This window comes from Ruegeria sp. BB5 (genome assembly GCF_056539405.1).
Map to the genome: position 1 here is coordinate 26644 of NZ_JBQFUX010000009.1, position 25502 is coordinate 52145.

At 54.7% G+C, this 25502-nt stretch carries 21 protein-coding genes; 18 read left to right on the top strand and 3 right to left on the bottom strand.

Translation table 11 applies throughout. The features are described from left to right. Positions 1-4 precede the first annotated feature (4 nt). From ACR0DL_RS17380 to ACR0DL_RS17425, 10 genes are all read left to right on the top strand, one after another. Positions 5-1147 (top strand): ABC transporter permease, encoded by a 1143-nt coding sequence (locus tag ACR0DL_RS17380; protein WP_170351163.1) that lies wholly within the window; start codon positions 5-7, stop codon positions 1145-1147. Then, on the top strand, positions 1144-2139 hold the full coding sequence (locus ACR0DL_RS17385) for an ABC transporter ATP-binding protein (protein WP_480690458.1): 996 nt from the start codon (positions 1144-1146) through the stop codon (positions 2137-2139). The genes ACR0DL_RS17380 and ACR0DL_RS17385 overlap by 4 nt, the downstream gene beginning before the upstream one ends. Continuing rightward, positions 2136-3134, top strand: coding sequence for an ABC transporter ATP-binding protein (locus ACR0DL_RS17390; RefSeq protein WP_480690460.1), 999 nt, complete (start codon positions 2136-2138; stop codon positions 3132-3134). The genes ACR0DL_RS17385 and ACR0DL_RS17390 overlap by 4 nt, the downstream gene beginning before the upstream one ends. A 518-nt stretch (positions 3135-3652) precedes the next feature. Continuing rightward, a complete protein-coding gene (locus ACR0DL_RS17395; protein ID WP_480690462.1) occupies positions 3653-4867 on the top strand; it encodes a hypothetical protein in 1215 nt (404 codons plus the stop codon). Then, entirely contained in the window at positions 4864-6135 is a 1272-nt protein-coding gene (locus ACR0DL_RS17400) for a polysaccharide biosynthesis protein (RefSeq protein WP_480690464.1), read from the top strand. Before ACR0DL_RS17395 ends, ACR0DL_RS17400 begins: the two co-directional genes overlap by 4 nt. 120 nt (positions 6136-6255) lie before the next feature. Beyond that, entirely contained in the window at positions 6256-7197 is a 942-nt protein-coding gene (locus ACR0DL_RS17405) for a glycosyltransferase family protein (protein WP_480690466.1), read from the top strand. Beyond that, positions 7194-7721, top strand: a complete 528-nt coding sequence (locus ACR0DL_RS17410) for an acyltransferase (protein ID WP_170379444.1) — start codon at positions 7194-7196, stop codon at positions 7719-7721. Before ACR0DL_RS17405 ends, ACR0DL_RS17410 begins: the two co-directional genes overlap by 4 nt. A gap of 185 nt (positions 7722-7906) precedes the next feature. After that, positions 7907-8875, top strand: a complete 969-nt coding sequence (locus tag ACR0DL_RS17415) for a sulfotransferase family protein (RefSeq protein ID WP_170379446.1) — start codon at positions 7907-7909, stop codon at positions 8873-8875. Further along, positions 8872-9765 carry a sulfotransferase family protein gene (locus ACR0DL_RS17420; RefSeq protein ID WP_480690468.1) on the top strand — a complete coding sequence of 298 codons (894 nt, stop codon included), beginning with the start codon at positions 8872-8874 and terminating at the stop codon, positions 9763-9765. The genes ACR0DL_RS17415 and ACR0DL_RS17420 overlap by 4 nt, the downstream gene beginning before the upstream one ends. Continuing rightward, positions 9762-10925: a glycosyltransferase gene (locus ACR0DL_RS17425; RefSeq protein ID WP_480690470.1), complete on the top strand. Its 1164-nt coding sequence runs from the start codon at positions 9762-9764 to the stop codon at positions 10923-10925. Before ACR0DL_RS17420 ends, ACR0DL_RS17425 begins: the two co-directional genes overlap by 4 nt. A 271-nt stretch (positions 10926-11196) precedes the next feature. On the opposite strand, the gene ACR0DL_RS17430 is transcribed toward ACR0DL_RS17425, so the two are convergent. After that, on the bottom strand, positions 11197-11958 hold the full coding sequence (locus tag ACR0DL_RS17430) for a helix-turn-helix transcriptional regulator (protein ID WP_170351173.1): 762 nt from the start codon (positions 11956-11958) through the stop codon (positions 11197-11199). Positions 11959-12086: 128 nt separating this feature from the next. On the opposite strand from ACR0DL_RS17430, the gene ACR0DL_RS17435 reads away from it, so the two are divergent. The 8 genes from ACR0DL_RS17435 (at position 12087) to ACR0DL_RS17470 (ending at position 22639) form a co-directional block, all read left to right on the top strand. Then, positions 12087-14063, top strand: coding sequence for a CocE/NonD family hydrolase (locus tag ACR0DL_RS17435; protein ID WP_480663981.1), 1977 nt, complete (start codon positions 12087-12089; stop codon positions 14061-14063). Between the two features lie 21 nt (positions 14064-14084). Continuing rightward, complete coding sequence (locus tag ACR0DL_RS17440) at positions 14085-15650, top strand: ABC transporter substrate-binding protein (RefSeq protein ID WP_480690472.1); 1566 nt, start codon at positions 14085-14087, stop codon at positions 15648-15650. An 87-nt stretch (positions 15651-15737) separates the two neighbouring features. Then, the gene (locus ACR0DL_RS17445) at positions 15738-16676 is read left to right on the top strand and encodes an ABC transporter permease (RefSeq protein ID WP_170351176.1); all 939 of its coding nucleotides are present in this window, start codon (positions 15738-15740) and stop codon (positions 16674-16676) included. A 12-nt stretch (positions 16677-16688) separates the two neighbouring features. Next, the gene (locus ACR0DL_RS17450) at positions 16689-17546 is read left to right on the top strand and encodes an ABC transporter permease (protein WP_170413240.1); all 858 of its coding nucleotides are present in this window, start codon (positions 16689-16691) and stop codon (positions 17544-17546) included. After that, positions 17543-18523: an ABC transporter ATP-binding protein gene (locus ACR0DL_RS17455; RefSeq protein ID WP_480690474.1), complete on the top strand. Its 981-nt coding sequence runs from the start codon at positions 17543-17545 to the stop codon at positions 18521-18523. The genes ACR0DL_RS17450 and ACR0DL_RS17455 overlap by 4 nt, the downstream gene beginning before the upstream one ends. After that, positions 18520-19443 (top strand): oligopeptide/dipeptide ABC transporter ATP-binding protein, encoded by a 924-nt coding sequence (locus tag ACR0DL_RS17460; protein WP_480690476.1) that lies wholly within the window; start codon positions 18520-18522, stop codon positions 19441-19443. The genes ACR0DL_RS17455 and ACR0DL_RS17460 overlap by 4 nt, the downstream gene beginning before the upstream one ends. 11 nt (positions 19444-19454) lie before the next feature. Next, a complete protein-coding gene (locus ACR0DL_RS17465) occupies positions 19455-21101 on the top strand; it encodes an amidohydrolase (RefSeq protein ID WP_480690478.1) in 1647 nt (548 codons plus the stop codon). Next, positions 21101-22639 carry a M81 family metallopeptidase gene (locus tag ACR0DL_RS17470; protein WP_480690480.1) on the top strand — a complete coding sequence of 513 codons (1539 nt, stop codon included), beginning with the start codon at positions 21101-21103 and terminating at the stop codon, positions 22637-22639. Before ACR0DL_RS17465 ends, ACR0DL_RS17470 begins: the two co-directional genes overlap by 1 nt. Here the strand turns inward: ACR0DL_RS17470 and dld are convergent. Next, positions 22615-24309, bottom strand: coding sequence for a D-lactate dehydrogenase (gene dld, locus ACR0DL_RS17475; RefSeq protein ID WP_480690482.1), 1695 nt, complete (start codon positions 24307-24309; stop codon positions 22615-22617). The genes ACR0DL_RS17470 and dld overlap by 25 nt on opposite strands. Then, on the bottom strand, positions 24306-25490 hold the full coding sequence (locus ACR0DL_RS17480; RefSeq protein ID WP_170362619.1) for an alpha-hydroxy acid oxidase: 1185 nt from the start codon (positions 25488-25490) through the stop codon (positions 24306-24308). The genes dld and ACR0DL_RS17480 overlap by 4 nt, the downstream gene beginning before the upstream one ends. Positions 25491-25502 lie beyond the last annotated feature (12 nt).

The window sequence follows — 25502 nt, forward strand, 5'->3', positions numbered from 1 at the left end:
ATCCATGTCTGCAAAAACCTCCACGAAAATCGACGATCAGAAGGCCAAGGAAGCGTATTTCACGGCGTCGCAAAGACAGCTGATCTGGGCCAGGTTCAAAAAGCAGCGCGCGGCGATGATCGCGGCCACCGTTTTGGTTGTTCTGATCCTGTCGGGCCTCTTTGCGCCGTTTTTGTCGCCATACGATCCAACGGTCGCAGGACGGGACAAGGATTACCTGAACGGGGCCCCTCAGATACCGAAATTCTGCGACAAGAACGGCTGTTCGATCCGCCCGTTTCTGCACACGGTGACGCGCGAGCGGTCGATTGCCACTAACTTTCGCTGGGTCGAAAAGATAAACGAGGATGAACGCCGCTACATGCAGTTTTTCGTCCACGGCGACAGCTACAAACTGTTTGGGTTCATTCCGGGCAACATCCATCTTTTTGGCATGGATCAGGGCTATGTCCATCTTTTCGGCACAGACAGCGCAGGAAAAGACATCTTTTCACGCACACTGCACGCGGTCTGGACGTCACTTCAGGTGGGCACGTTAGGCGTGGTGATCTCGTTCGTGTTGGCTTTGATAATTGGTGGCGTGGCTGGATATTATGGCGGGGCCATAGACAGTGTGATCCAGATGATCACCGACGCGGTCAGGACAGTACCATCTATCCCCCTTTTCATGGCCATCGCCGCCTTTATTCCACCCGAATGGTCGGCTGAAACCCGATTTTTCGTCATAACCCTGATCCTCGGGCTGGTTGGATGGCCAACCTTGGCCCGACGGGTACGGACCCATCTGCTGACCGAGCGCAATCAGGAATACGTTCTGGCCGCGCAATTGTGCGGGGCACCCGCCGGTCACGTCATCAGGCGGCATCTTCTGCCAAGCTTTACCAGCTATATCATCGTCGACTTGGTCATCTCGTTCCCCTACGTGGTCCTGTCGGAAACGGCGCTCAGCTTTATTGGGCTGGGCCTCAAAGACCCGGTGAACTCATTGGGTGTTATGTTGCAGAACGTGACCAAAGCAGATGTGTTGTTGAATTATCATTGGTACTTCATCCCGGTCCTCTTCTTCATCGCGCTTGTCATGGCCTTCGTCTTTGTGGGCGACGGGCTGCGCGATGCTGCCGATCCCTATTCGGAGACCCGTAAATGAGCCTGATCGACGTCGAAAACCTGACGCTGCAATTCAAGACCGACGAAGGGCTGATCACCGCGGTCGACAACGTGTCATTTTCGCTGGCACCGGGCGAGGTCATGGGCCTTGTGGGTGAAAGTGGCTCGGGCAAATCCGTGACCGCGAAATCGCTGATGAAGCTTAATCCGGGCAATGCAGTCTACGCACCGGAAAGCCGTATCACGCTTCATCTGGACAGCGGACCGGTGGATGTCCTTGCCTTGCAGCGCCCGCGAGATATGGAAGTTGTGCGTGGCGGGGCGATCAGCATGATCTTTCAGGAACCGATGGCCAGTTTCGCACCTGCAATGACAATCGGCAGCCAGATGGTCGAGCAGCTTTTGATTCACACGGATATGTCCAAAAAACAGGCCCGTGAACTGTCGATCGAGATGCTGGACCGCGTCGGTATTTCCGATGCGTCCACCCGGTTTGGGCAATACGCATTTGAAATGTCGGGCGGCATGCGTCAGCGGGCGATGATTGCCATGGCGTTATCGACCAAGCCAAAGCTTTTGATCGCGGACGAGCCCACCACGGCACTGGACGTAACGATACAGGCTCAGGTCATCGACCTGATGAAGGATCTGGTGGATGAATTCGGGATGGGCATCATCTTTATCACCCATGACCTTGGGGTGGTCGCACAGACAGCCGACAAGGTGGCGGTGATGTATTTGGGCAAGATGATCGAACAAGGCCCGGTCCGCGAGGTGATCCGCAACCCCTATCACCCATATACCCAAGGACTGATCGACGCGCTGCCACAGCTGGACGATCTGGACAAGCCATTGATGCCGGTGCCAGGCGATATCCCTTCGCCGCTGGAACGGCCTGAAGGCTGCGTTTTCCATACCCGTTGCAGCAAAATCGTTGGCGATGTCTGTCGAACGATTGTGCCGGGCTGGTCGGACACCGGTGAAAACCATCGCACAGCCTGCCACCTTTGTGACGAGAGACAATCCGCATGAGCAACCACAATCTGATCGAAACCCAGGACCTGTCGGTTGGATTCCCTGTCGGCGGGAAGATTTTCAACAAGCGTACCCTGATGGCGGTCAACGAAGTTTCGCTGTCGATCCCCCGAGGGTCTTTTTTCGGTGTGGTAGGTGAGAGCGGTTCGGGTAAGACAACCTTTGGTCGCGCCCTGCTGAATGCGGCACCCATCACCGGTGGCACCGCCCATTATGATGATGGAGAGGTTAGCTATGATCTGGGCAATTTGGCCGGGGCCGACTTGAAGGAATACCGCCGCCGTGCACAGCTAATTTTTCAAGACCCGTATGCTGCGCTATCTCCGCGTATGACCGTTCGCGACATCATTGCCGAACCTCTGGAAGTTATGGGTCTGTGCAACTCGCGCGAAGAGGTGGACGAACGTGTGCGCGAAATCGCCAGCTTGTGTCGGCTGAACCTGGAACATTTGCGCCGGTTTCCACATGCTTTTTCTGGCGGTCAACGTCAGCGGATTTCCATTGCCCGCGCTCTGGTGTCCAAACCCCGGTTTGTGGTGGCAGACGAAAGCGTCGCGGCACTGGATGTGTCAATTCAGGCCGACATCCTGAACCTGTTAAAGTCGCTTCAGGATGAGATGGGGCTGACTTATCTGTTCATCAGTCATGACCTGTCAGTGGTGGCCCATACCTGCGATCATGTCGCCGTGATGTATCTGGGGCAGATCATGGAAAGCGCGCCAACGCGCCAGCTGTTCCAATCGCCGCGTCACCCATACACCAAAGCACTGTTTTCAGCGATCCCGTCTCTGGACCCGGATGATCGCGGCAAAGCGCAGAAACTTGAAGGTGAGATCCCGTCGCCAACCAATCGCCCCAGAGGTTGTCAGTTTCACACACGTTGTCCTTTTGCCACTGACCTGTGCAAGCGGGAAGAGCCGCATTTGGAGACCTGCGAGGCTGGACACGCAGTAAGCTGCCACCGATGGCGTGAATTGCAGTTGGCGGGTTAATCCGGGTCAAAGTGTTGGTTGCCGTCAAATTGGTTCAACGCCTTTGAGGCGATAGAGGCAACTGACGAGCAATGTGACTTGGGGAGACACTGAAAGCTTTTTTGTTTAACCGAATACGGCTTCTCGCGAACACACATCGGTACTTTAAGAAAACTCACAATCCACCTGTTTCCGCGGGGCGTATGTTCAGGCGGCAATAAGTATCTTGGTCCCACGAAAGCCGTTGCACTTCACACTTCTTGGCGCAATGAGAAGGATTGGGTATTTCCAGCACCAAAATCCCGGTCAAAAGGCTTTTCGCCTAGCCGGTATTACGGTAATGGGTGGACTCATACGATGAAGGTCAAACCGTCTAGGTTCGGAGTTTCTTGCACGCAGAGCATCTTACTTGATCGGTAATGGTGTTTCTGCAATCTGAAAGTCGTACTTTTGCACGTTCCGTGAAAATTAATTCAACAAACCGTACATTATATTGCTTCTGGTATTCCCAGCTCTGACAACCCTTGAGAATTTGAAAAATGGTTAACAGTCCTAACGCACAGGGCGTCGAACGCCACTGGCAACTGAGTCCCAGGCATAACCAAAGTGCGTCATTAACCAAGACAGCGGCGGGCACGTTGCTGTTGTTTGTTACTTTCTCTCAGGGCAACGTCACCAGTGCCAGCCAGTTTGTCATCTTATACTTGCCGATCCTGTTTTTGGCGCTTGTGATCATCGGCGGCCGGAGGGGTTCTGCAGGTACTCTTGCCCCCAGCAGCCCCGCACGGCTCGGACTTCTACTGATACTCGTTCCGGTACTTCTGGCGACCCTTTCCACGGCCACCGTGCAATACGTCATCATCCTGCTTGGCTTTACCCTTATTGTCTTAACGCTGCCGGTGGGCGGGTTCCTCCAAAACCTTCCAACTTATGCTTATTACGCAGCCTGGCTGAATGCGATGCTGTACATGGGCGAAGTAATATTTTGGGGGCAACTGGGAATACCATTCGACCCATCAGTGTTTAACTATGTCGGCGTCGACCGTGAGGGGGTAATCACCACATGGGGATTGACCCGCTATGGTGGACACCATTCGGAGCCAGGGTCCTTCGCAGTCAATTTCGCGGCGTTAACGGTGTTGTCGTTGATGGGCGATCGAAAGCCTACTCTGTTCCATTGGTTTGCTGTGTTTCTATTGGCTGGAACGCTGTCGATCACGGCGGCGCTATTGGCTGTGGTTGTGGTGGTGTCGATTATTCTGACCAGCAGACTGACGGCGAGATCTCTGTTTTTGCTTGTACTGGGACTTGGCCTGATCCCTGTGCTGATTTTGCAAGTTCTACCCCTTTTAGGCTTGCAATCGATGGAATTTCTGACTGAACGCCTAGTTGACCGTGGCGGGAACGATATCAGTATCTACATTAAAGCACAGCTTATCGAAGATGTTAAAACGCGAGACTTCTTATCTACAATATTAGGGAACCGATACGCAGAGTGCTTTCATTGTAGTTACTCCAAATCCATGGGCTTTGGTTTCTATTTTCTGTTTCAAGGCGGTCTGGTTGGCGCCGTTGCAGTTGCAACCATTGGTGGCATCGCAATCTGGCGACTTGGACGAAAGGGCTTCGCGCTATTCATCGTTTTTATGTTGATGCGGTTGGAGTTTCATTTCCCTCAAGCCATGATGCTTTATTTGATCGTTGCAGGTTTGCCAGCACCCAACGGACGTTCCTCAAAGGGTAAGGTCGCGTGAAAAATATTTTGGTATTTGCGTTGCGTATGATCACGCTTCGTTTGGCAGTCATTCTTTTGTCGTTGGCGCAGACTACACTTTGGGCGGCTGAGTTGGGGGTTGCAGGTTTCGGCCTAGTTTCGGCCTTCATCAGCGCGCAGGTTCTTTTAGGGTTGGGCGCGCGCTTTGGTGCGGACAACGTTTTGGTGCGTCACTTTCGCACTGATCCGAACTTTCCGAAGCATTTCCATACTTTTGTCCGCGCGGCGATCTTAGCCTCGGTGGTCGTCGCCCTAATCGGGTTTACGATATTGGCAAAGCCAGTGTTCGGTAAGCTGACCAGTTACGGCGCCGTCGCATTTGTAATGTTGTTGCTGAGTTTTAACATCATGCAAATCCTGATTCAGGTCGTCGTAGCCCAAAAACGTCAGGTGCTGGTGACACTGGTTGGAGGCGTACTACCACTGTTGGTAAGTCTAGGATTTTTCTCCTTACCGTTGGACAACTACCTTTCAGTGCCCAGACACATTCAGGCAGTAGCGTTCTTGGCTTTAGGATATTTTTTGGCTGCCGCGGTTTTGGCGGTTCTTCTGCGTGATTTCTGGGCAGAATGTCGTGCGCAACACCGAGCGGCTCCTGGGCGCATGCGATTGTTGCTGGGTTCTGAGCAGTGGCACTTTCTAGCTTATCAAAGTATTGGCCTTGCCCGGGTTCATGGGACCACGTTGGCTGTCATGGCGTTGTTTGGTGCTGAAACAGCCGGGTTCTTTGCTCTTGCATTGCGCTTTGGCAATCTACTGAGCTACCTCAACGAGCCAGCTCGCATGTATGTACTTCCGCGCGTTGCCGGCAGTTCCAGGGGTAATATCTGGCGCCTCTATTGCTCAATGTTGGGATTGAACGCTGGGCTGTTCGTGATCGGTGTCCTGTCGCTTGCCGGTCTCTATTTCTTTGTCCAGCTGCCATTTTCCACAGACCCACCGTTCCTGCTCTATACCGTTATCATCATGGCCGGTGCGGCGGTGAACCTCTGTGTTGGTCCAGTAGGGGCTATTCTTTCTCAAAGCGGCAATGAAAAACGCAACCTCACCGCAAATATTCTGGGCTTTGGCATCGCAAGCTTCTTTCTGCTTTTGGCTTGGGCTTTAAATGAGCCTGTTGCGGCAGTATTGGGAGTGTCATTGTCCACCGCGACGATCAATCTATCTAACACTTTAAGCCTGATGCAGGTAATGCGCGATCCAATTGCCGGTCCCGGTCCGTGGCAACTGGGCCGTAGGCGTGGGTAGAGGGCCATCCAGGGTAAAGCACGTTTTGTTGGCAGCAAAAAATTTAGAATGGCACTGGTTGAAAAAAAGGTCATCTGAGTTGATACATATTCGAAATTTCCAAATCGCAAGATCAAAAAGATGAATAACAGTTACGCGCCTATTTTGATCTTTGCTTACAACAGGCCGGATAGATTATCTCAAACCTTGCAATCACTAAAGCGATGTCCTGAGTTTTTGGAGTCACCTCTAAAAGTGTTCATTGACGGGCCGAGAACCGCCAAAGATACCAAAATGGTAGAACGCGTACGCGAAGTTGTTCAAAATCTGGAACACCCCAATAAGACAATTCACGTGAGGGAAAGAAATCTGGGCCTGAAAGCTTCGATCAGTAAAGGTGTTTCTGACGAGTTGAGGGAAAATGATTGCGCTATCATCCTGGAAGACGATCTTATCCTATCGCCGCAGACGCTGCATTTTTTCAATCAGGCTCTGGCAAAGTTTGCTTCGGATGACCGGGTTTGGAGTATTTCTGGCTATATGTACGACGTCGCGAGTTTTAAGGAGCGGCGGGACGCATTTTTTGTTCCATTTCCTCATCCTTGGGGCTGGGCAACCTGGAAAACATCTTGGGAGCGTTTCGCGTCTGGCTCGAAGGATCACGCTGTCGTCGGGTCCAAAAGTTTCAGAACTTATTTTGACGTTCTTGGTCTTCGCGATTTCTCATCCATTCTCGAGCTTGACGACCTTGGCTTAATAAGCAGCTGGTACGTGAACTGGTACCTAGAGATTTTTTTGCAAGGCGGCGTTTCACTAGCCCCGCCCGTTAGCCTAGTGCGGAACGCAGGTATGTTTGCGGGTACACATGCAAGCCCTCTCAACCCTTATCGCTTTTTGCACAAGAACCAAGAGTTGGCCTCGTTTTCACCTAAATTGCCGTCAGAAGTTGTGCTGGACTTCAAAGCGTTGGATTCGATCAGAAGCTCACGGGATGTGAAATTGCAAAAGGTCATCTCCCAGCTGGGTCGGGTAAAACGACGTGCCAAACAGGTGGCATCCATCGGGGCGAGGCACGTGAAATGAAATATGTGCGAAACGCTTATCGAGCGATGAACAGATACACTGCAATTCGGGCGAATGTGAGTGTCGGAAAAAGCTTTGTTATCGGTGTGGAAGGGCACATTCAGGCCCCCGATCAATTAAAAATTGGTGACAACGTCAATATCGGGCGAAACTTCTACATGGCTTGCAATGGAACCATTGGAAGCAACGTTCTGATATCTAGCTATGTTGGCATTGTGGGTCGGCGGGATCATGACATGAAGCAAGTCGGCGTGCCGATTACCCAAGCGTCATGGATCTACAGCGACGATCAGGACAGCGACACACCCGAAAGCACGATCTGTATCGAGGACGATGTCTGGATAGGATTTGGCGCGATATTGTTGAGCGGAATCACTGTCGGCAGAGGAGCTGTCATTGGTGCAGGTTCACTGGTAAACTCGAATGTCGAAAGCTACGACGTTGTTGCCGGGAACCCGGCGAAAAAGATTTCACGACGGTTTTCGGACGAGGAAATTGCCAATCACGAAAATGCAACAATCTAGTTCTGCGCTTATTTTCATATGTTCACTATTCAAGTTCTTTCCGATTTGGTGTCTAAAAGGATCAATCCAGCCTGAATTTTTCGATAACAGTAATATTCAAAACGAAATAATTTTTGTTTAGCCATCTAACATAACTCAGCCTGCCATGGCTTGACGCAACTTTCTATTGCTCGCACGAGAATTTCATGACCGAACCAACTTCAGTACGCCCCATTTTCATCGGCGCTTGCCCCAGAAGTGGAACGACCTTTTTGGGGGATCGCGTAGGGGCACTGCTGAACGGTCGAGTGATGCCCGAATCTCAGTTCAAACGCCCCGCCTTGCGGGCGTTGGCGGTTAATGGCCCCGAGGTCGCAGTCAAAGTACTCGACAATGAGCGGTCTTATCGACTTTGGAGGGATCGCCCGGCGCGTGAGACACTGTTGAAATGTAATGATGCCGCTAGCTTTTTGAGCCATTTGGTTTTTCCCGCAGGCGTCCCTGTTGGCACTGCGCCAATCTGGGTAGATCACACCCCGATTAACTTCGAAGATTTTAGCATTTTGCGGCGAGCATTTCCCAACGCCCGGTTCGTTAACTTGGTTCGAGATGGGCGGGCAGTCTTCTCCTCGGTTCGGGGGTTGGAATGGGGACCGCGCAACCCAATGCACGCATCATGGTGGTGGGCCGCACGTACAGCGCCGGGGCTTGCTGCAAGCCTGAGACATCCGGATTGCTGCATAACCGTCCGGTATGAGGATTTGGCACGCGGACATCTGGATGATTGGAGCTCGTTGCTAACTTTTCTGACCGCAGGCGAGAAACGCAGCGTTACCCCAGAAGAGCTGAGCGCTTCTAGCGGATTTGAAGTGCCCGACTACACTCGCCATCAACACCAACTTGTCGGCGAAGCTCCTTCTGCCGATCGCGTCGAAAGCTGGCGTACAACCCTCTCACAGCGTGAGATCGAAATCTTCGAAGCGAACAACGGCGGCGCGCTGCTTGAGATGCTGGGATACGATCGGCTCTTTTCCTTTCCGCGACCTGCAATCAGGTCAGAGATGATCCGAATGGGCGAATGGCCGTTTCGTGTAACCGCCGAACCCATCAAGAAATTCAAACAGGCGCTGCGTTGGAACAAGGTTAAGTCTGCAGACAAGGTTACAAGTGCATGAGCGATCAGGGTTGTTTCCTTCTCGGGTTGGGTGCGCAAAAATCCGGTTCGACCTGGGTGCATTCCTATCTCGCTGCGGATTCGAATGCAGATTTTGGTCCGATAAAGGAATACCACGTCTGGGATTCGGTCCATTTGCCAGAAATGGCACACTACGATCATCGTGGGCGATCAGGTCTGCGAAACGCAGGTGAATCCTTACTGCGCCGCGCGCTCCGCCGGTCTCCGTCTGTCTCTGCGGTTCGCGGCGCGTTACAGGATGATCTTGAAGGTTACTTCGATTTCTTCAAGGATTTGCTCAATCGTCCTGGGATTGCTTTAACTGGCGATATCACTCCAGCTTATGCAGGTCTACCAGCGTCAGTACTAGAAACCATTCGAGACGGCTTTGCCCATCGCGGCATTCCTATGAAAGCTATGTTTCTCATGCGCGATCCGGTGACGCGATGCGTTTCTGCAGCACAGATGAACCGACGCAAAAGCACCCGCACCGAAGCTGTACAGCTAGATGGCGATTTGGATACCGCTGTACTGGCTTATGCACAATCACCCGAAGCGAGACTGCGAGCTGACTACGAACGCACCGTAACTGCGTTGCGACAAGTTTTTGCCGAAGATCAGTTGTTCTTTGGCTTTTACGAAACGATCTTTCAGCGAGATGAAATCGCCCGCCTGTCCGAGTTTGCGGGTGTCGCCTACTGCCCCGAGCATGCAGAACGGCAGGTGAATGTGCATGCCAAAGCTGAATACGTCGGCGACGCGACCCAAGAACAACTGCGCGTCATTTTCGATCCGACTTACAATTTTTGCGCAGAAATATATCCAGAAACCAAGGACATTTGGATGCCCGAGGTACTCAACCCGGAAACATTGGTGAAAACCGCCTCATGATCTATCCAAAACGCATCCGCATTGTCTCGCCGGTCTATCCCCGCCCCTATAAACCGGAATCCGGTCGTTTTGTTGCCAACCTTGCCGAGGGCTGGAGTGCCCAAGGTGTTGCTGTCGATGTGATTAGCGCGACTACCCTTTCGGAGCGCCTCAAAGGACGATCTCTCCGCGAAGATGTCTCGATCCCCGGCGTCAATACAGATCTGGTGCCTACGTTAGGCACCCCATTTGCCAAGCATTTACCTAAAGGGCTCTACCGCTTGCTGCTAGACCGCCACAACGACAATATCCTCTCGGGGTTGCGTGGTGGTAAGCGACCCGATCTGATCTACGCACAATTTGCCGAGTCGGGGCAGTTTGCCCGTGTCGTTGCTCGGGAAAAGGGGCTGCCCTATTTCGTGGCTTTGGGCGAGTCCCATTCTCTACTGAAAGGCACAACCGATACGGTTGAGATGCGCCGCACAGTTATACGTGACGCGGCAGGGATTGTCTGTGTATCACCGCGATTGCAGGATGAGGCGATAGAGCTGGGTGCCGATTCATCACGCGTGGAACTGATATTGAATTTCCCGAATTGGGCACGGTTTCGTCCGATGGATAAGGTCGAATGTCGACAAAAGCTTGGGCTGAGCCAAGATGCATTCATCCCGGTCTACGTAGGCCACTATTACGACCGCAAAGGAGCATCCCGGCTTAACGCAGCGCTGCACAAAATGATAAAGCCTGTCCAAGCTGCGTTTCTAGGTTCTGGACCGCTGGTGCCAGACTTTCCAGGAGTCATCAAGACAGGGAGCGTCAGCCATGAGGACCTTGCGTTATGGCTGAATGCCGCCGATGTGCTGGCCCTTCCAACTCTGGCCGAGGGCTGCTGCAACGCCATCGCTGAGGCCATGGCTTGCGCGCTTCCTGCAGTGACGTCGGATATTCCCGACGTCAGGTGGCAGGTGCCGGACAAAGGTGTGGTATTGGTGAACCCCTACGATATTGATGCTCTTGCCGCGGCACTGGATGAGCTTGCTGCCAACCCCCTCCGCGTGGCGGAAATGCGCGAAAGCCTGTTGCCGTTGTCACAGGCAGATCGTAAAAAAAGTCGCCCATCTGAAATTCTGTCATGGATTCAACGGACGCTCGCCAACGACAGGATTCAATGCCCGGCGTAGTTGCCGTTTAGGCACTGCCAAACTTGTAGCATAACGTCCTTGAGAGTGGGTAGCGTCCCAGCCAAAATAGGACCTAAACCCAGCTTTAAGGGCTTCGAACTTCTGCGTGAAACAAACGTTTATGCGGTCTGGAACTAACATCGGTTTGCTCTCAATACAACAGGTGACGTTGAATTGCTGGTAGAGTGAGACGTCAAATTCAAACTTGGAGTTTGCGGTCCAAACGAGCAACTACCTAAAAATTAGAGTTTATTTTAGTTCAACGACCGCCTCAAGCCTCGTGAAGGTGCTTTCTGACGGTTGGATCAATCCTATTGCTTTGGGCAGGATAGATTCCACAAGCAGCAATTGCCTCACGGGCGGTTACACGCTCGTGCAATCGTTTCCAGATTGCCTTGGCAGCGTAGGGATGTGGGTATGGGCGCCATGCGACGCCCATTGTCATGCCTCGCAGATATTTCAGCTGTTGACGGTGTGCGGAATACAAAATCGTATTGGCAACGCTACCTTCGCGCGTAAGCTCGTGCTCGGTCACGAATATCCTGTTTCCGCGCATTGTCACCAAACCGGCATAGCGTGAAATCTGGTGCGTGCTTTTGTCTGGAGACGTAGCAATTTCTCGGGAGCGGATCGTGAACAGCCCATCAACTTCCTGAATTCGGATCAATGAACAAAAGATCTTTCCTTCCCATGAAGGTGTGCAGAAATAGGAATGATAGAACCCCACGTATCGCCTGAGGTTTTTCTGTTGACCCCGAAAAGGTTCCAAAAAAGCATCCGTTGGCGTTGTTCCGGTATGTGACAGGGCGCCTTTTAGCATCAGTTCGAAGACGCCGGTTTCAGCGAATAAATCGGCTTCTGTCAGGTCGAAATGACGCGCAATGCGACGCATGTTGTACGCGGAAGGCAGACTGGCGCCATTCAAGTAACGATTGAATTGCTGTCTGTTGACGCCGATATCGCGACAAATCTGCGAAATGTTCCCATGTTCTGCGCATAACGACCGCAGGTTGGCAGAAAAATTCTCGGACACAGGCAAAACCTTTCGCGTTCTGACGCGGTATCACTGCAAATAGCGTCAATCCGCGTAAGATCGCACAATTTGTTTTGTCTGCAAATCGGTTTCTTCTTCGGTATCGGCCCACAACAGATAAGTCTCAGATGCCAATCGAAACCATCGAAAACACATGGATCACCCTTGCGGACGGGCGGCGGCTTGCCGCGCGTATCTGGTTACCCGAAACAGATCCGGCCCCGGCCATTCTGGAATACCTGCCATATCGCAAACGCGATGGCACTGCGCCAAGAGATGAAACAACACACACAGTTTTTGCTGAAGCAGGATATGCCTGCATCCGCGTCGACATTGCTGGGACCGGAGACAGCGAAGGGCAGTTTGACGACGAGTATTCCGAGCAGGAACTGCGTGATGGCGAGGAGGTCATAGCCTGGATTGCCGCGCAGGATTGGTGTGACGGGTTTGTCGGGATGATTGGAATATCGTGGGGCGGGTTTAACGGTCTGCAACTGGCCTTTCGACAACCACCTGCGTTGAAAGCCGTGGTCAGTGTCGCTTCGACTGTGGATCGCTATGCGGATGACATCCATTTTATGGGTGGATGCCTGCTAAGTGACAATATGAACTGGGGCAGTCAGATGTTTGCGTACCTGACCCGCCCTGCTGATCCTGAACTTCGCGCGGATTGGCGAGAGGATTGGCTTGCCCGACTGCAAAACGTCCCATTCTCTGCGGCGGATTGGTTGCGTCATCCGACACGGGACTCTTTCTGGAAGCACGGCTCAGTTTGCGAGGATTGGTCCGCGATCCAGACCCCTGTATTGGCAATCACTGGCTGGGCAGATGCTTATGTCAATGCACCCCCGGCTTTGGTCGCGAACCTAACCGTGCCCGCTAAAGCCGTCATTGGACCTTGGGAACATCGCTACGCGCATATCTCGAAACTTGATCCGGCGGATTTTCACTCAGAAGTCATCGGCTGGTTTGATCGCTGGCTGAAAGGGCAAGAAAATGGCGCCGAGGATTTGCCTGCGTATCGGACCTATATGCAGGAACACTTCAACCCAACAGCGCATAACAGCCCTCGGCAAGGTCGTTGGATCGCTGAGGCGACATGGCCTTCGCCTCATGTCTCTGAACAGGTCTGGCATCTGACAAAGGGCGGTTTTTCGCAGGAGTCGACGTCTGGCACGGTCGCTATCGCGTCGCCCTGTCATATTGGTGCCGATGGGGGGTATTTCTGTGCAGGCATGCGGATCGACAACGAACTTGCGGGCGACCAGGCCAGGGACGACGCCCTGTCGGTTTGTTTTGACAGCGCGCCGCTGCAAGCTCCGTTAGAGTTACTGGGGCGTGCAAAGCTGAAGTTTCAATTTTCAGTGGATCAACCAGTGGCACAACTGGTCGCGCGGTTGTGCGACGTCTCGCCTGACGGTGTATCGCAGCGGATCAGCTATCGGTCTTTGAACCTGTGTCACTACCACAGTCATGAGACGCCGCAAACGCTGGAGCCAGGTCAGATTTACGAGGCCGAGATAGCCCTGAATGAATGCGCGCATCACTTACGCCGGGGCCATGTGTTGCGGCTGGCCCTGTCTACATCTTACTGGCCGATCGTCTGGCCGGCGCCGAATTCTGCCGAGGTGACATTGCACTTGCAAGATTGCGCCCTGCATCTGCCGGTGCGCGAGGTCACACGCGAAATTAATGCCTCGGAACCGGGACCGGCACAGACATATCCGGTTCTGGAAGCTGAACCTTTGCGTCCACCTTCAGCCCAATCCGAACGCATGATGACCGACGATGGTCGAGTGGTTCTGGAAACGTTCGATGACTACGGCAAGACGCGCGATCCTTATCATGATCTGATTGTCGGCAGCGATGTGCGAATGCACTACGGTATCCACCCCGATGATCCCGCCACCGCCGTCTTCGAGACCGCCTGGAACTTTACCTTTGAGCGGGTGGATTGGCAGGTGGCCATCTCGACCGAGTGCCGCATGACCTGCGATGCGCAGAATTTCTACCTCTACCGCAAACTACGCGCCACCGAAGGCGCAGACGAAATCGAAGTTCTGACAAAGGAATGGTCGGAAACCATTCCGCGCGGGCTTCTTTGAATTAATCCAAGGGAGGATACTATGAAGATCGAATGGACAAAGGCCAATATCGGTCGCAGGGGGTTTCTGAAAGGCGCAACCGCGCTTGGGGCCGCAACCGCGCTTCCGATGGGGTGGGCGGACCGTGCGCTTGCAGCAGATGACGGTGTTTTGCGTGTGCGGGCTTATGGTGATGCACAGAACATGGATCCGGCCCATTCCGTTGGTGTTGTTGAAGAGGAAGTACATGCTTCGATTTACAACAAGCTGATCCAGTACAAACCGGGCGAGGAATGGGGCTGGCAACTGGATGCCGCAACGATGATTGAGCAGGTTGATCCGACCCACATCAAATTCGCACTACGTGACGATATCGGGTTCACCAAGGGTTTTGGTGCCATGACTGCCGAAGATGTCAAATTCAGCATGGAACGGGTCGTGGACGACGCGACCGACAGTCCGAACAAGCCCGACTTGGGGCCATTCAGCCATGTTGAAGTAACTGGTGAACGCGAAGGGACAATTGTTCTGAACAAGCCGTTCGCACCGATCTGGTCGATCGCACTGCCCTATATCACCGGAAACATCGTCTCAAAAGCGGCAGTCGAGGCCGCTGGTGGCCGGATCGGGGCTGATCCGGTTGCAGAGTCCGGGCCGTACCTGCGGGACAGTTGGTCACCCAAGGAAAAGACGGTTCTTAAGCGCAACCCTGATTGGAAAGGGGATGCGCCGACCTGGGATACTGTCGAGATTTATCCAATTGACGATGAAAACACAGCCGAGATTGCGTTTGAGGCAGGTGAGTTGGATGTAACCCGCGTGTCGCTGGGCTCGGTCGAGCGGTACCGCGCCGGTGTTCCGAATGGCGGATCGCTGGTTGAAAAACCCTCGCTTTATTATGTCTGGTTGGGAATGAACGTCGAGCATCCGAAGCTGCAAAATCAAAAACTGCGGCAGGCGATCCAGCACGCGGTGGATGTACCCAGCATTCTAGAGGCCGCCTATTTTGGTGCCGCTGATCCATCGACCGGCATCATTGCACCGGGTCTTGCCGGACATCGACCTTCTTCGCTTGTGCCACCCGAGGCGAATTTTGAAAAAGCGGCGCAGTTGCTGGCGGAATCCGGTGAAACCAATGTCACGCTGACCCTCGATACACTAAACAAGACGACCTTTACGACAACTGCCCAGATCATTCAGGCGACACTGGCGCAGATCGGGATCACGGTTGAAGTGAATGTTCTAGAATCCGGGGCGTTCTGGGCGTCTGGCGACAATGAGAACCTTCAGCTTGTACTGAATCGCTATTCCATGACCCCTGATCCGTACTATGCGACGTCGTGGTTTACGCCCGAACAGATTGGCAAGTGGAACTGGGAGCGTTTCAATAGTCCTGAATTCAACGAAATCCATGAAGCCGCGGCTGCGGAAACGGATATCGCAAAACGGGCTGAAATGTATCAGCGCGCGCAGGACTTGATGGAAGATAGCGGTGCCTATCGCTTTATCACCCACGAGGCGACACCGGTCATCCACAGCGCACGTGTCATTCCTGCGCTGCGGCCGGATGGCCTGTCCCTGCTTCGCTATTTCGGCAAGGCGACCTGATCTCCCCAGGTCGACCGAGGTGCGGCGGGCGCGTAACGCTCGCCGTACCAAAAACAAAGCCACAAACCCGCAAGGAGCCAGTTGGCCATGCTGAATTTCGCAACCCGTCGCTTCGGGCTGTCGCTGCTTATCCTCTTCGTGGCGGTGACCGTCATGTTCCTGATGATCCGCGCCGTGCCAGGCGATCCGGTCCAGATCATGCTGGGCCCGCGCGCAACGCCCGAGCTTCAGGCTCAGCTAACTGCGGCGCTGGGGCTTGATCAACCGATCTGGAAACAACTTTTGATCTTCTATGGAAACCTCCTGCAGGGTGACCTTGGCACTGACGTCTTCTCGGGCCGTTCCGTGACCGAGATTGTGTTTCAGCAATTGCCTTTCACTCTGGAGCTGATCTTTGCGTCTATCCTGTGGTCTGCAAGCTTGGGCATTGCGCTTGGTGCCTATGCGGCTGCGCATCCTAACACTTTGATCGACCGGATCGCTGCTGCAGTATCCGTCAGCTTTGTTGCTGCGCCGGCCTTTGTTGTTGCACTGTTGGCGCTGCTTGTTTTTGCCGTGCATCTGCAATGGTTCCCTGCCATTGGCGCGGGCGAAGGGTTCTGGGATCGACTGGACCATCTGGTCCTGCCGGCCTTTGCCATAGGGCTCAGCTGGGTTGGCTATATTGCCAGGCTTGTGCGGGCTTCGATGCTGGAAGTTATGGGCGAAAGCCATGTACGCACGGCCCGGGCCTTTGGTATCGCCGAACGTCGCGTGGTCATGGTTTACGCGTTGCGTATTGCCATACTGCCAGTGGTTACCGTGATTGGGGTCGGGATGGGCTTTCTTCTCAGCTCGGCCGTTTTTGCAGAAATCGTCTTTGCCCGCCCCGGGCTGGGAAAGTTGGTGATCGATAGCATCACGACCCGCAACTACCCGATTGTCATGGGTTCGGTCCTCGTATCCACCGCGCTGTTCGTGGTGTCGACCGCATTGGCTGATCTGATCAATGCGTTGCTCGATCCACGTGCGCGTACGGCTCATTGAGGAGGGGGAGTTATGGAAAAATCTCGTTCTGAACTGAGCCAGATCATAGTCGGCGTCGCCCGTGACCCGCTTGGCTTAATGGGCTTGATCATCGTTGGCATCATCGTGTTCTGCGCGATATTCGCGGCCTGGATCGTGCCCTATGACCCGATTGCGATGGATATCAAATCCCGCATGCAAGGACCGTCCGCGGCGCATCTGCTGGGAACCGACCAGCTGGGTCGCGATACGTTTTCGCGTGTGATTGCCGGAGGCCAAGTCGCGCTCAAGGTGGCTTTGCCTGCTGTGTTTGGTGCCATGGCGATTGGCCTGACGCTGGGTATGATTGCAGGGTACGGCCCGAAATGGCTCGACAATCTTTTGATGCTGTTTTTCGATACCATTCGGTCCTTTCCGACCGTGATGTTCGCGCTTGCTGTTGTGGCCCTCGTCGGGCCGAGCCTTCAGACCGTGGTGTTTGTGGTCATGGCGACCTCGATCCCAACCTATGGGCGAGTGGCGCGAACCCAGACGCTGACGCTGCGCAACTCCGAGTTCATTCTGGCCGAACGCTCGATGGGGGCCAGCATGGCGCGTATCTTGGGTGTGCATATGCTGCCCAACATCATTGGCGTTCTGGCGGTGCTGGCGGCGATGGACATCCCCACAGTTATCGCTCTTGAGGCTGGCCTCTCCTTCTTGGGACTGGGTGTCAAACCCCCAACCCCCAGCTGGGGCGCATTGCTCAAGGATGGCTATTCGCTGATCCGCCAAACACCGTGGCTGGTAGTGGGCGGCGGCCTGCCAATCATTCTGGCAACGCTTGGGTTCACCTTCCTGGGTGAAAGCCTGCGCGACGTGGTTGACCCGAAACTGAGGAAACAGAGATGACCGATATACTTCTGGAAATCGACCACCTCAGCGTCGACTACGAAACAGGCCGTGGCGACCTCAAAGCCTTGAGGGACATCACCTTCAACGTCAACAAAGGTGAAATTGTCGGCATCGTCGGGGAATCCGGCTGCGGCAAATCCACCCTGATCTCATCCATCCTACGCCTGACCGCACCCAATACGCGGTTCCGCGAAGGAGAGGTCAGGTTCAAAGGTCAGGATTTGTTGCAGGCGTCCGAGCGTCAGATGCGTGATCTGCGTGGGGCGGACATATCCATTGTCTTTCAGGATCCGATGCAAACGCATAATCCGGTTCTGACCATCGGGCAGCAGATGCTGGACATTCAGCACCGATCCAAGCAATCCAAAGCGGGCAAACTGGCCCACGCAGCCAAGATGCTGGGTGCCGTTGGCATTCCCGATCCCGAAGCGCGATTGAAACAATATCCTCATGAGTTCTCAGGCGGGATGCGTCAGCGGATCGCGATTGCGATGGCGTTGATGTCCGAACCTGATCTTTTGATCGCAGATGAGCCGACTACGGCGCTGGATGCGACGCTTGAGGTGCAGATCATTGAGCGCCTGCAAGAACTGCAGCGCGAGTTTCACTGCGCCATCCTGTTTATCTCGCACCATCTGGGTGTGATTGCTGAACTCTGCGACCGGGTGGTGGTGATGTATGCCGGTGCAGTTGTCGAAAGCGGCGACGTGCGGGAGATTTTTCACAATCCCAAACACCCCTACACGCGCCGTCTTATAGAATGCGACCCCGGTCACATCAAGGAACGCGCCCGCGTTTTGCCCACCATCCCCGGCGAAGTGCCCGATCTGGCCAACCTGCCACGTGGCTGCATTTTCAGAGATCGTTGCGATCAAGCGATGGCACGCTGCGCGAGTGAGGTGCCCCCTTTGGATCAACTAAAAGAAGGCCATCATGCTGCGTGCTGGCTGAACCATGAGGAGGCCACAACATGAGCTTGCTGAACGTCGTGGACCTTAAAACCAGCTATGGACCGGTCAATGTTCTGGCGGGCGTCAGCTTTACCGTAGAACCCGGCGAGACCTACGCGCTGGTTGGTGAAAGTGGCTCTGGCAAAACGACGGTTATTCGCGCCATTGCGGGACTTGCCCCGGCGCAGGATGGTTCGGTCACTTTCGAAGGCCAGGAAATTCGAGGCGCGCCGGAAAAGGTCATGCGTCCGCTTCGCAAGGACATGGCATTGATGTTTCAGGACCCGGTCGGCAGCCTCTCGCCACGCTTGACGATCCGCAGCCTGATCACAGAACCCTATCGCATTCAGGGTATGAAGGACCGCGATCTGGATGCCGAGGCCAAGCGCCTGTTGGAAATGGTCAACCTGCCCACGCATTTTGCGGATCGTTACCCCTATCAGCTGTCTGGCGGTCAGGCACGGCGTGTGGGCGTGGCCCGTGCGTTGGCGCTGGAGCCCAAGCTGATCCTGGCGGATGAACCAACCGCTGGCCTTGACGTGTCGGTGCAGGGCGAATTGCTGAACCTGCTCAACGATCTGCGTGAAAGGCTGGGTCTGGCGATGGTTATCATCACACATAACCTCAGCGTCGTGCGCCACGTGGCCGACAGGATGGGCATCATGTATCTGGGCCGATTGGTCGAAGAAGGCACGACCGAGACAATTTTCAACGACCCGCGCCATCCTTATACGCGCTGTCTTCTGAGTGCCAACCCAGAGCCCGACCCGGATGCGCGATTGGAACGGATCGCCCTTAAAGGTGAACCCCCCAGCCTGCTCAAGCGCCCTTCCGGGTGCGAATTCCGCGAGCGCTGTCCTTTTGCCAAGGAAATCTGCACCCAGACACCAGAATGGGAAGTGGGCGAAGGCCACGGCCTGCGTTGTCTGGCCCCGCTGTCCTAATAGGTAGTCCAATGCCAAGCACACTCTATTTCAATGGCACAATCCTGACGATGGATGCACAGAATTCTTCGCCTGAGGCAGTTTTGACTGCAGGTGACAGAATCCAGGCGGTAGGGTCCGAAGCTGACCTGCGCGCTCGCATGCCTTCTGATGTCAAAGAGCATAACCTGCAGGGGCGAACTCTGATTCCTGCGTTTATCGACCCTCACGGGCACTTCCCGGATCCGGGGTTTATCCGACTGTTCCGTGTTGACCTGTCCCCGCCCCCATTGGGGGATTGCACACAAATGGCCCAGGCGCTGGACAGACTTCGAGAGAAAGCCGACGCGACGCCCGAGGGTGAATGGGTCATGGGGGTGTCGTTTGACAATACGTCCATTCTAGAACACCGAATGCCCACACGGGCCGAGTTGGACGACGTATCATTACGCCATCCCATCTGGGTTATCCATGCGTCGGGTCACAACGGGGTCGCAAATTCTGTTGCACTCGAGAGGCGCGGGATAAACCGTCAAACCCCTGACCCGGAAGGTGGCCGTTTTGGTCGCGATCCCGATACCGGCGCCTTAACGGGGTTGATCGAAGGGCTATCGGCCATGGGTGAGATGGGCGACACGGATTTCCTTATCAACCGGGAAAGATTTTGGCAGGGCTTTGATGCCTGTCGTGACGAATACCTGGCCCACGGTGTAACCTATGCGCAGAATGCCTGGACTTCGCAGGCCATGCTGGATCACTTTGCCAGTTTGCCTGCGGATCAGGACCCGGGAATAGACATTGAGCTTTTGCCCATCGCAAGCCTGGAGCCCAAACTAAGCACGCATTGGATCGGCGCGAATTGGCCCGGCAACCCACATTTTACACTGGGTCCGCGCAAGCTGTTCACGGATGGGGCGTTTCAGTTGCAGACCGCCTATCTGTCGGCCCCCTATTATCGACCGATAGATTCGGATCATCCATGCGGAATGGTCTACACCTCGCAACAGCAGCTGGATGCTGACGTTCGCAGGCTTCATGAAAAAGGTCTTCAAATTCATTGCCACTGCAATGGCGATGCCGGCGCCGAGATGTTCATTGATGCGGTTGAAAAAGGCCTGCAGGCGCACACCCGCGCAGATCATCGCCATACCATTATCCACGGTCAGGCCCTGCGGGATGATCAGCTAAGGCGTATGGCCCAGCTTGGCCTGACCGTCAGCTTCTTTCCCGCTCATGTGTATTTTTGGGGGGATCGCCACTTTGACACCTTCCTGGGGCCCGAGCGGTCTGCGCGAATTTCCCCTGCGGCGTCAGCGGAAAAGTTCGGCGTGCGATACACGATCCACAACGACGCCTCGGTCACGCCGACACGTCCGATCCACTTGGCCCATTGCGCGGTAAATCGCAAAACCGCTTCGGGCCGTATGCTTGGCGAGGGTCAGAAGATCAGCGTTCTGTCGGCCTTACGCGCACAAACTATCGACGCAGCCTGGCAAGTCTTCAAAGAGGATCAGCGCGGGTCTATCGAGCCGGGTAAGGTCGCTGATTTCGCCATTCTTTCGCGTAACCCTTTGCACGCCCCGGATCACCTGACAGACACACGGGTGCTGGAAACAATTCGCAACGGTCAAATAGTATTTTCAGCACTGCCCACCGAACAAGAAGTCGAGCATACCTAATGACGGCCAAGAGTATCGCGATCGCGGGGTTTCAGCATGAAACCAATTGCTATGGTGTGACAAAGGCTGGTCTGGCCGAGTTTGAGATGGCGGATTCCTGGCCTAGTATGCTGCTAGGCGCGCAGGTTATTTCGGAAACGGCTGGCATGAACCTGCCCGCCGCAGGTTTTGCTGCAGCGGCTGCCGCAGTAGGGTTTGAAGTCGTGCCGATACTGTGGTGTTCGGCAGAGCCATCTGCTCATGTAACCGATCACGCATTCGAAACGATTTGCGGGATGCTATTGGATGGAATCCGCGCTGCGGGTCAGATTGACGGCGTGTATCTTGATCTGCACGGCGCGATGGTCACCGAAAGCCTAGCTGATGGTGAGGGAGAGGTTTTGCGTCGCGTCCGCAATCTCGTGGGCCCAGAAATTCCAGTGGTGGCAAGTTTAGACCTGCATGCCAACATCTCGGCTCAGATGGTTGAACACGCAGATTACCTGTCGATCTTTCGCACCTACCCTCATCTGGATATGGCGGAAACAGGCGCAAGGTGTGTTCCTGTGCTACAGCGTTTGCTGGCAGGTGAAACACTGAGCAAAGCGTTTCAAGCGGTGCCATATCTTATTCCGCTGCATGCACAATATACCGGCTCTGCGCCATTCGACGAAATCTATCAATTGCCAGCAAGATTCGAGCAGCAGGATGTACTGACAGAAATCGCGCTTGGCTTTACGGCGGCGGATTTTCCCGACACCGGCCCGTCCTGCGTTGTCTACGCAGCCACAGCGAATAAAGCGGCCGCTGCCGTTGAAGATATCGTCAACTTGTTTTTGGCCCAGGAAACCCGCCTTGATTGTTCCATGCTGTCTCTGGAAGAGGCTATTTTGACAGGCCGCCAAAGACGGGAAAAGCCGGTTGTATTGGCTGATGTTCAGGACAACGCCGGTGCGGGTGGGACGTCTGACACCACTGGATTGCTGGCAGCCCTGATAGAGGGTGGAGTCACAAACGTTTTGATGGGCCTATTCAATGATCCCGAAAGCGCAGAGCAAGCCCATGCGGCGGGTGAAGGTGCATTGGTCAATCTGGCTATTGGTGCAAAATCCAACTTGGCGGGTCACGTTCCGGTCAAAGCAAAGTTTGAAGTTCTGGCATTGAGTGATGGCACATGTCGCTATACGGGTGAAATGTATGGTGGTGGCATTGCAACGCTCGGCAAGACGGCGGCCCTTCGGTTAGTTGGGCACAAGGCCGAGATTGATCTTGTCGTCACAAGTATACGCAACCAATGCCTGGATCGCGCGCATTTCACGCATATTGGTTTAAATCCAACGAGTTATTCGGTGATTTGCGTGAAGAGTACAGCCCATTTCCGGGCAGATTTCGAACCTATTGCAGAAGAGGTTTTTGCGGTTTCTTCACCAGGTACCTTTGTCTGCGACCTGAAAAAAATCTCCTACACCCGTATCACCAGAAGGCTGCCCATCGCTGCTGGGTCTGCTGCTAACGACGTTCCCGACACTGTTGGCTATTCGGGTGCAACCCCGGCATAGTTCCGTGCTTTGGACATCTTTCCAATTCCGGGGTTGAACGAATTGGTGGGATCACAGCATTTGTAATGTGCCGCCAGATCGGGTTTCGCGGCATACAGGTGGCCCACATTGTGTTCGGCCGGATATTCCGCGCCGCGCGCATCGAACAACTTGAGCATCGCCGCTTTCAATGCCTTAGGGTCCGCCCCTTTTCGAACCACATAGTCCTGATGCATCACGTGGCACATGAAATGTCCATAATAGAGCTTGTGGACAAGCTGATTACTTATCTCGGGTGGTAGGTTTTCCAGCCAATCCTGATCATTGCGTCGCAGGGCGACGTCCAAGGCGATGATGTCCTCGACCTCATCTGCGTGAATGGCCATATAGCGCACGGCGGCCCCCGCAGCGGCGAAACGGTGCAGCCCCGCAATCTTGGCCTCACGCGCTGTGCATTCAAAGAAATCGGCGTCACGACCTTCCAGAAATCCGGGCAACCAATTGGCCGCTTCATCTATCCCGGCATCCTTCATTTTAAGGATCAGGTGATGTTCAAATCGGTCGCGGAAACCCAGCATTCTTTTGGGCAGAACTCGTGGCCACAGTGCCACTGCCATTTGCATGAAGCGGTCGGTAAAATTGCGCAGGATCGGAACCCGTCGCAACCGCGCATCCACAGCCCCTTTCATGGCAAAAAACATCGGCAGGCGGTCAGTGCCTAGCTTATCGATCATCACGACCGTGTCCTTGCCATAGCGCGCAGTGATATCGAACACGTCGCGATGCATGTATTCTGCGGACACTGGCAAGACTTTAAACTCGGACAGAATGTGGCGGCGTAGGGCGGCCAGATCACCGGGATCGTTGGCGCCGATGTAAAACACCTTCTCAGCGTTGTTCTTCGGAAAAGTATCGAGGCGCACGGCGAATACGGCCAACTTTCCAGCAGACCCAGCGGATTCGAACAGTTTCCCCTTGTCGGCGTTGAACCGCGCCGGCGTTTGAGCATCCACATCGCGCACGATCAGCGCATAGTCACTGGCCGAGGCGCGTTTATTAGAGGATTCTGGTGTCCGGTTGAAGGTTCCGGCGTCCAGATTGGTCAGAATTTCTTCGGGCGTCTCGCCCAGATCAATACCCAGATGATTGACCAACTCTAGATCACCCTGTTCGGTGATCCGGGCATAGACCGAAAGTTCGGTGTAAACTGGACCGCGTTCGACCAGGGAACCTCCCGAGTTGTTGCAGACTCCACCAACAATCGACGCCCCGATACAGGACGACCCAATTACCGAATGCGGCTCGCGTCCCAGCGGAGCCAGTAGTTTTTCCAGTGCGAAAAGTGTGGCACCCGGAAAGCTGACAATCTGCGCGCCGTCATTCAATGGGACCAAGGTGTCCATCCGGCGAGTGTTTATCAGGACCACATCTCGGTCATAGTGACCGGACGGGGTCGAGCCCTCGGTCAAGCCGGTGTTGGCCGCTTGCATGATGACGATTTTATCCGCCGCGACGCAGGCTTGCAGCACCCTCCACTGTTCCAACAGCGTACCCGGTCGGATGACACACAATGCCTCGCCCTCACCCGAGCGAAAGCCGCGGCAAAACCGTTCAGTCGCGCGTTTGTCGGTCAGGACATGGCGAGAGCCGACGATGGCGCGGAACGTCCCGATCAGGTCCTCATTGGTCATGCTGCGTCCCTTTGCACATTCAAAGTGGGCGCAGTGTCCCTGAACCGGACATTATTGCGGTTCAACTGGTCGATACGTGTCACACCCATCAGTTTCATATCGCGTTCAATCTCGGCCTGCATCAATCCCAACGCGCGTTCGACACCTGCCTGCCCCGCAGCGGCAAGCGGATACAAATAGTGACGCCCTACCCCAACGGCCTTTGCCCCCAGTGACAGCGCCTTCAACACATGGGTTCCGCGCTGGATACCGCTGTCCATCATCACGTCCAGCTTGTCTCCGACCGCATCGACGATCTCGGCCAGTTGGTCGAACGGCGTGCGCGAGCCGTCCAACTGACGACCGCCATGGTTTGACAGGATAATCCCGGTGCATCCGATCTCGGCCGCGCGACGCGCGTCTTCAACGGTCATGATCCCTTTCAGGCAGAACTGACCGTCCCAATCCCGCACCATCTGTGCGACGTCATTCCAGGTCATCGACGGATCCAGCATGTCGGTGAAATACCCGCCGATCGAACTGGCACCTCCACCCATGTCTACATGTTCCTCTAACTGCGGCAGGCGGAATTTCTCGTGGGTCACATAGTTGATCCCCCACATCGGCTTGATTGCGAACTGGATCATACCCCCCAACGTCAGCCGGAACGGGATCGAAAAGCCGGTGCGCAGGTCACGCTCGCGATTGCCGCCGGTGATGCTGTCGACGGTCAGCATCATGACTTCGACACCGGCCTCTTTGGCGCGCTGCATCATGGCGGCGTTCAGGCCGCGGTCCTTGTGGAAATAGAATTGATAGACTTGCGGGTTCTTGTGCTTTTGCCGCAGCTCTTCAAGCGATACGGTGCCCAGTGACGATACGCCAAACATGGTGCCGTATTTCTCGGCCGCTGCGGCCACCGCGCGTTCACCCTGATGGTGGAACAGGCGCTGCAGTGCTGTGGGCGAACAATAGACGGGCATGTCCAGCTTTTGACCCATCACTGTGACGGACATATCAACATCCGATACCCCGCGCAGAACCGAGGGCAGCAGATCGCAGCGGTCAAACGCGTTTGTATTCTCGCGATACGTCACCTCGTCATCTGCACCGCCATCGATATAGTTGAAGATGGGCCCCGGCAGCCGCTTTTTGGCCAGCCGCCGAAAGTCATGAAAGTTGTGGCATTGGCTCAGACGCATCACGCGAACTCC

Excerpts from the sequence above, each read along its gene's own strand:
- ACR0DL_RS17380 (WP_170351163.1), top strand. The coding sequence starts at position 5 with ATGTCTGCAAAAACCTCCACGAAAATCGACGATCAGAAGGCCAAGGAA.
- ACR0DL_RS17385 (WP_480690458.1), top strand. The coding sequence starts at position 1,144 with ATGAGCCTGATCGACGTCGAAAACCTGACGCTGCAATTCAAGACCGAC.
- ACR0DL_RS17390 (WP_480690460.1), top strand. The coding sequence starts at position 2,136 with ATGAGCAACCACAATCTGATCGAAACCCAGGACCTGTCGGTTGGATTC.
- ACR0DL_RS17395 (WP_480690462.1), top strand. The coding sequence starts at position 3,653 with ATGGTTAACAGTCCTAACGCACAGGGCGTCGAACGCCACTGGCAACTG.
- ACR0DL_RS17405 (WP_480690466.1), top strand. The coding sequence starts at position 6,256 with ATGAATAACAGTTACGCGCCTATTTTGATCTTTGCTTACAACAGGCCG.
- ACR0DL_RS17410 (WP_170379444.1), top strand. The coding sequence starts at position 7,194 with ATGAAATATGTGCGAAACGCTTATCGAGCGATGAACAGATACACTGCA.
- ACR0DL_RS17415 (WP_170379446.1), top strand. The coding sequence starts at position 7,907 with ATGACCGAACCAACTTCAGTACGCCCCATTTTCATCGGCGCTTGCCCC.
- ACR0DL_RS17420 (WP_480690468.1), top strand. The coding sequence starts at position 8,872 with ATGAGCGATCAGGGTTGTTTCCTTCTCGGGTTGGGTGCGCAAAAATCC.
- ACR0DL_RS17425 (WP_480690470.1), top strand. The coding sequence starts at position 9,762 with ATGATCTATCCAAAACGCATCCGCATTGTCTCGCCGGTCTATCCCCGC.
- ACR0DL_RS17435 (WP_480663981.1), top strand. The coding sequence starts at position 12,087 with ATGCCAATCGAAACCATCGAAAACACATGGATCACCCTTGCGGACGGG.
- ACR0DL_RS17440 (WP_480690472.1), top strand. The coding sequence starts at position 14,085 with ATGAAGATCGAATGGACAAAGGCCAATATCGGTCGCAGGGGGTTTCTG.
- ACR0DL_RS17445 (WP_170351176.1), top strand. The coding sequence starts at position 15,738 with ATGCTGAATTTCGCAACCCGTCGCTTCGGGCTGTCGCTGCTTATCCTC.
- ACR0DL_RS17450 (WP_170413240.1), top strand. The coding sequence starts at position 16,689 with ATGGAAAAATCTCGTTCTGAACTGAGCCAGATCATAGTCGGCGTCGCC.
- ACR0DL_RS17455 (WP_480690474.1), top strand. The coding sequence starts at position 17,543 with ATGACCGATATACTTCTGGAAATCGACCACCTCAGCGTCGACTACGAA.
- ACR0DL_RS17460 (WP_480690476.1), top strand. The coding sequence starts at position 18,520 with ATGAGCTTGCTGAACGTCGTGGACCTTAAAACCAGCTATGGACCGGTC.
- ACR0DL_RS17465 (WP_480690478.1), top strand. The coding sequence starts at position 19,455 with ATGCCAAGCACACTCTATTTCAATGGCACAATCCTGACGATGGATGCA.
- ACR0DL_RS17470 (WP_480690480.1), top strand. The coding sequence starts at position 21,101 with ATGACGGCCAAGAGTATCGCGATCGCGGGGTTTCAGCATGAAACCAAT.
- dld (WP_480690482.1), bottom strand. The coding sequence starts at position 24,309 with ATGACCAATGAGGACCTGATCGGGACGTTCCGCGCCATCGTCGGCTCT.
- ACR0DL_RS17480 (WP_170362619.1), bottom strand. The coding sequence starts at position 25,490 with ATGCGTCTGAGCCAATGCCACAACTTTCATGACTTTCGGCGGCTGGCC.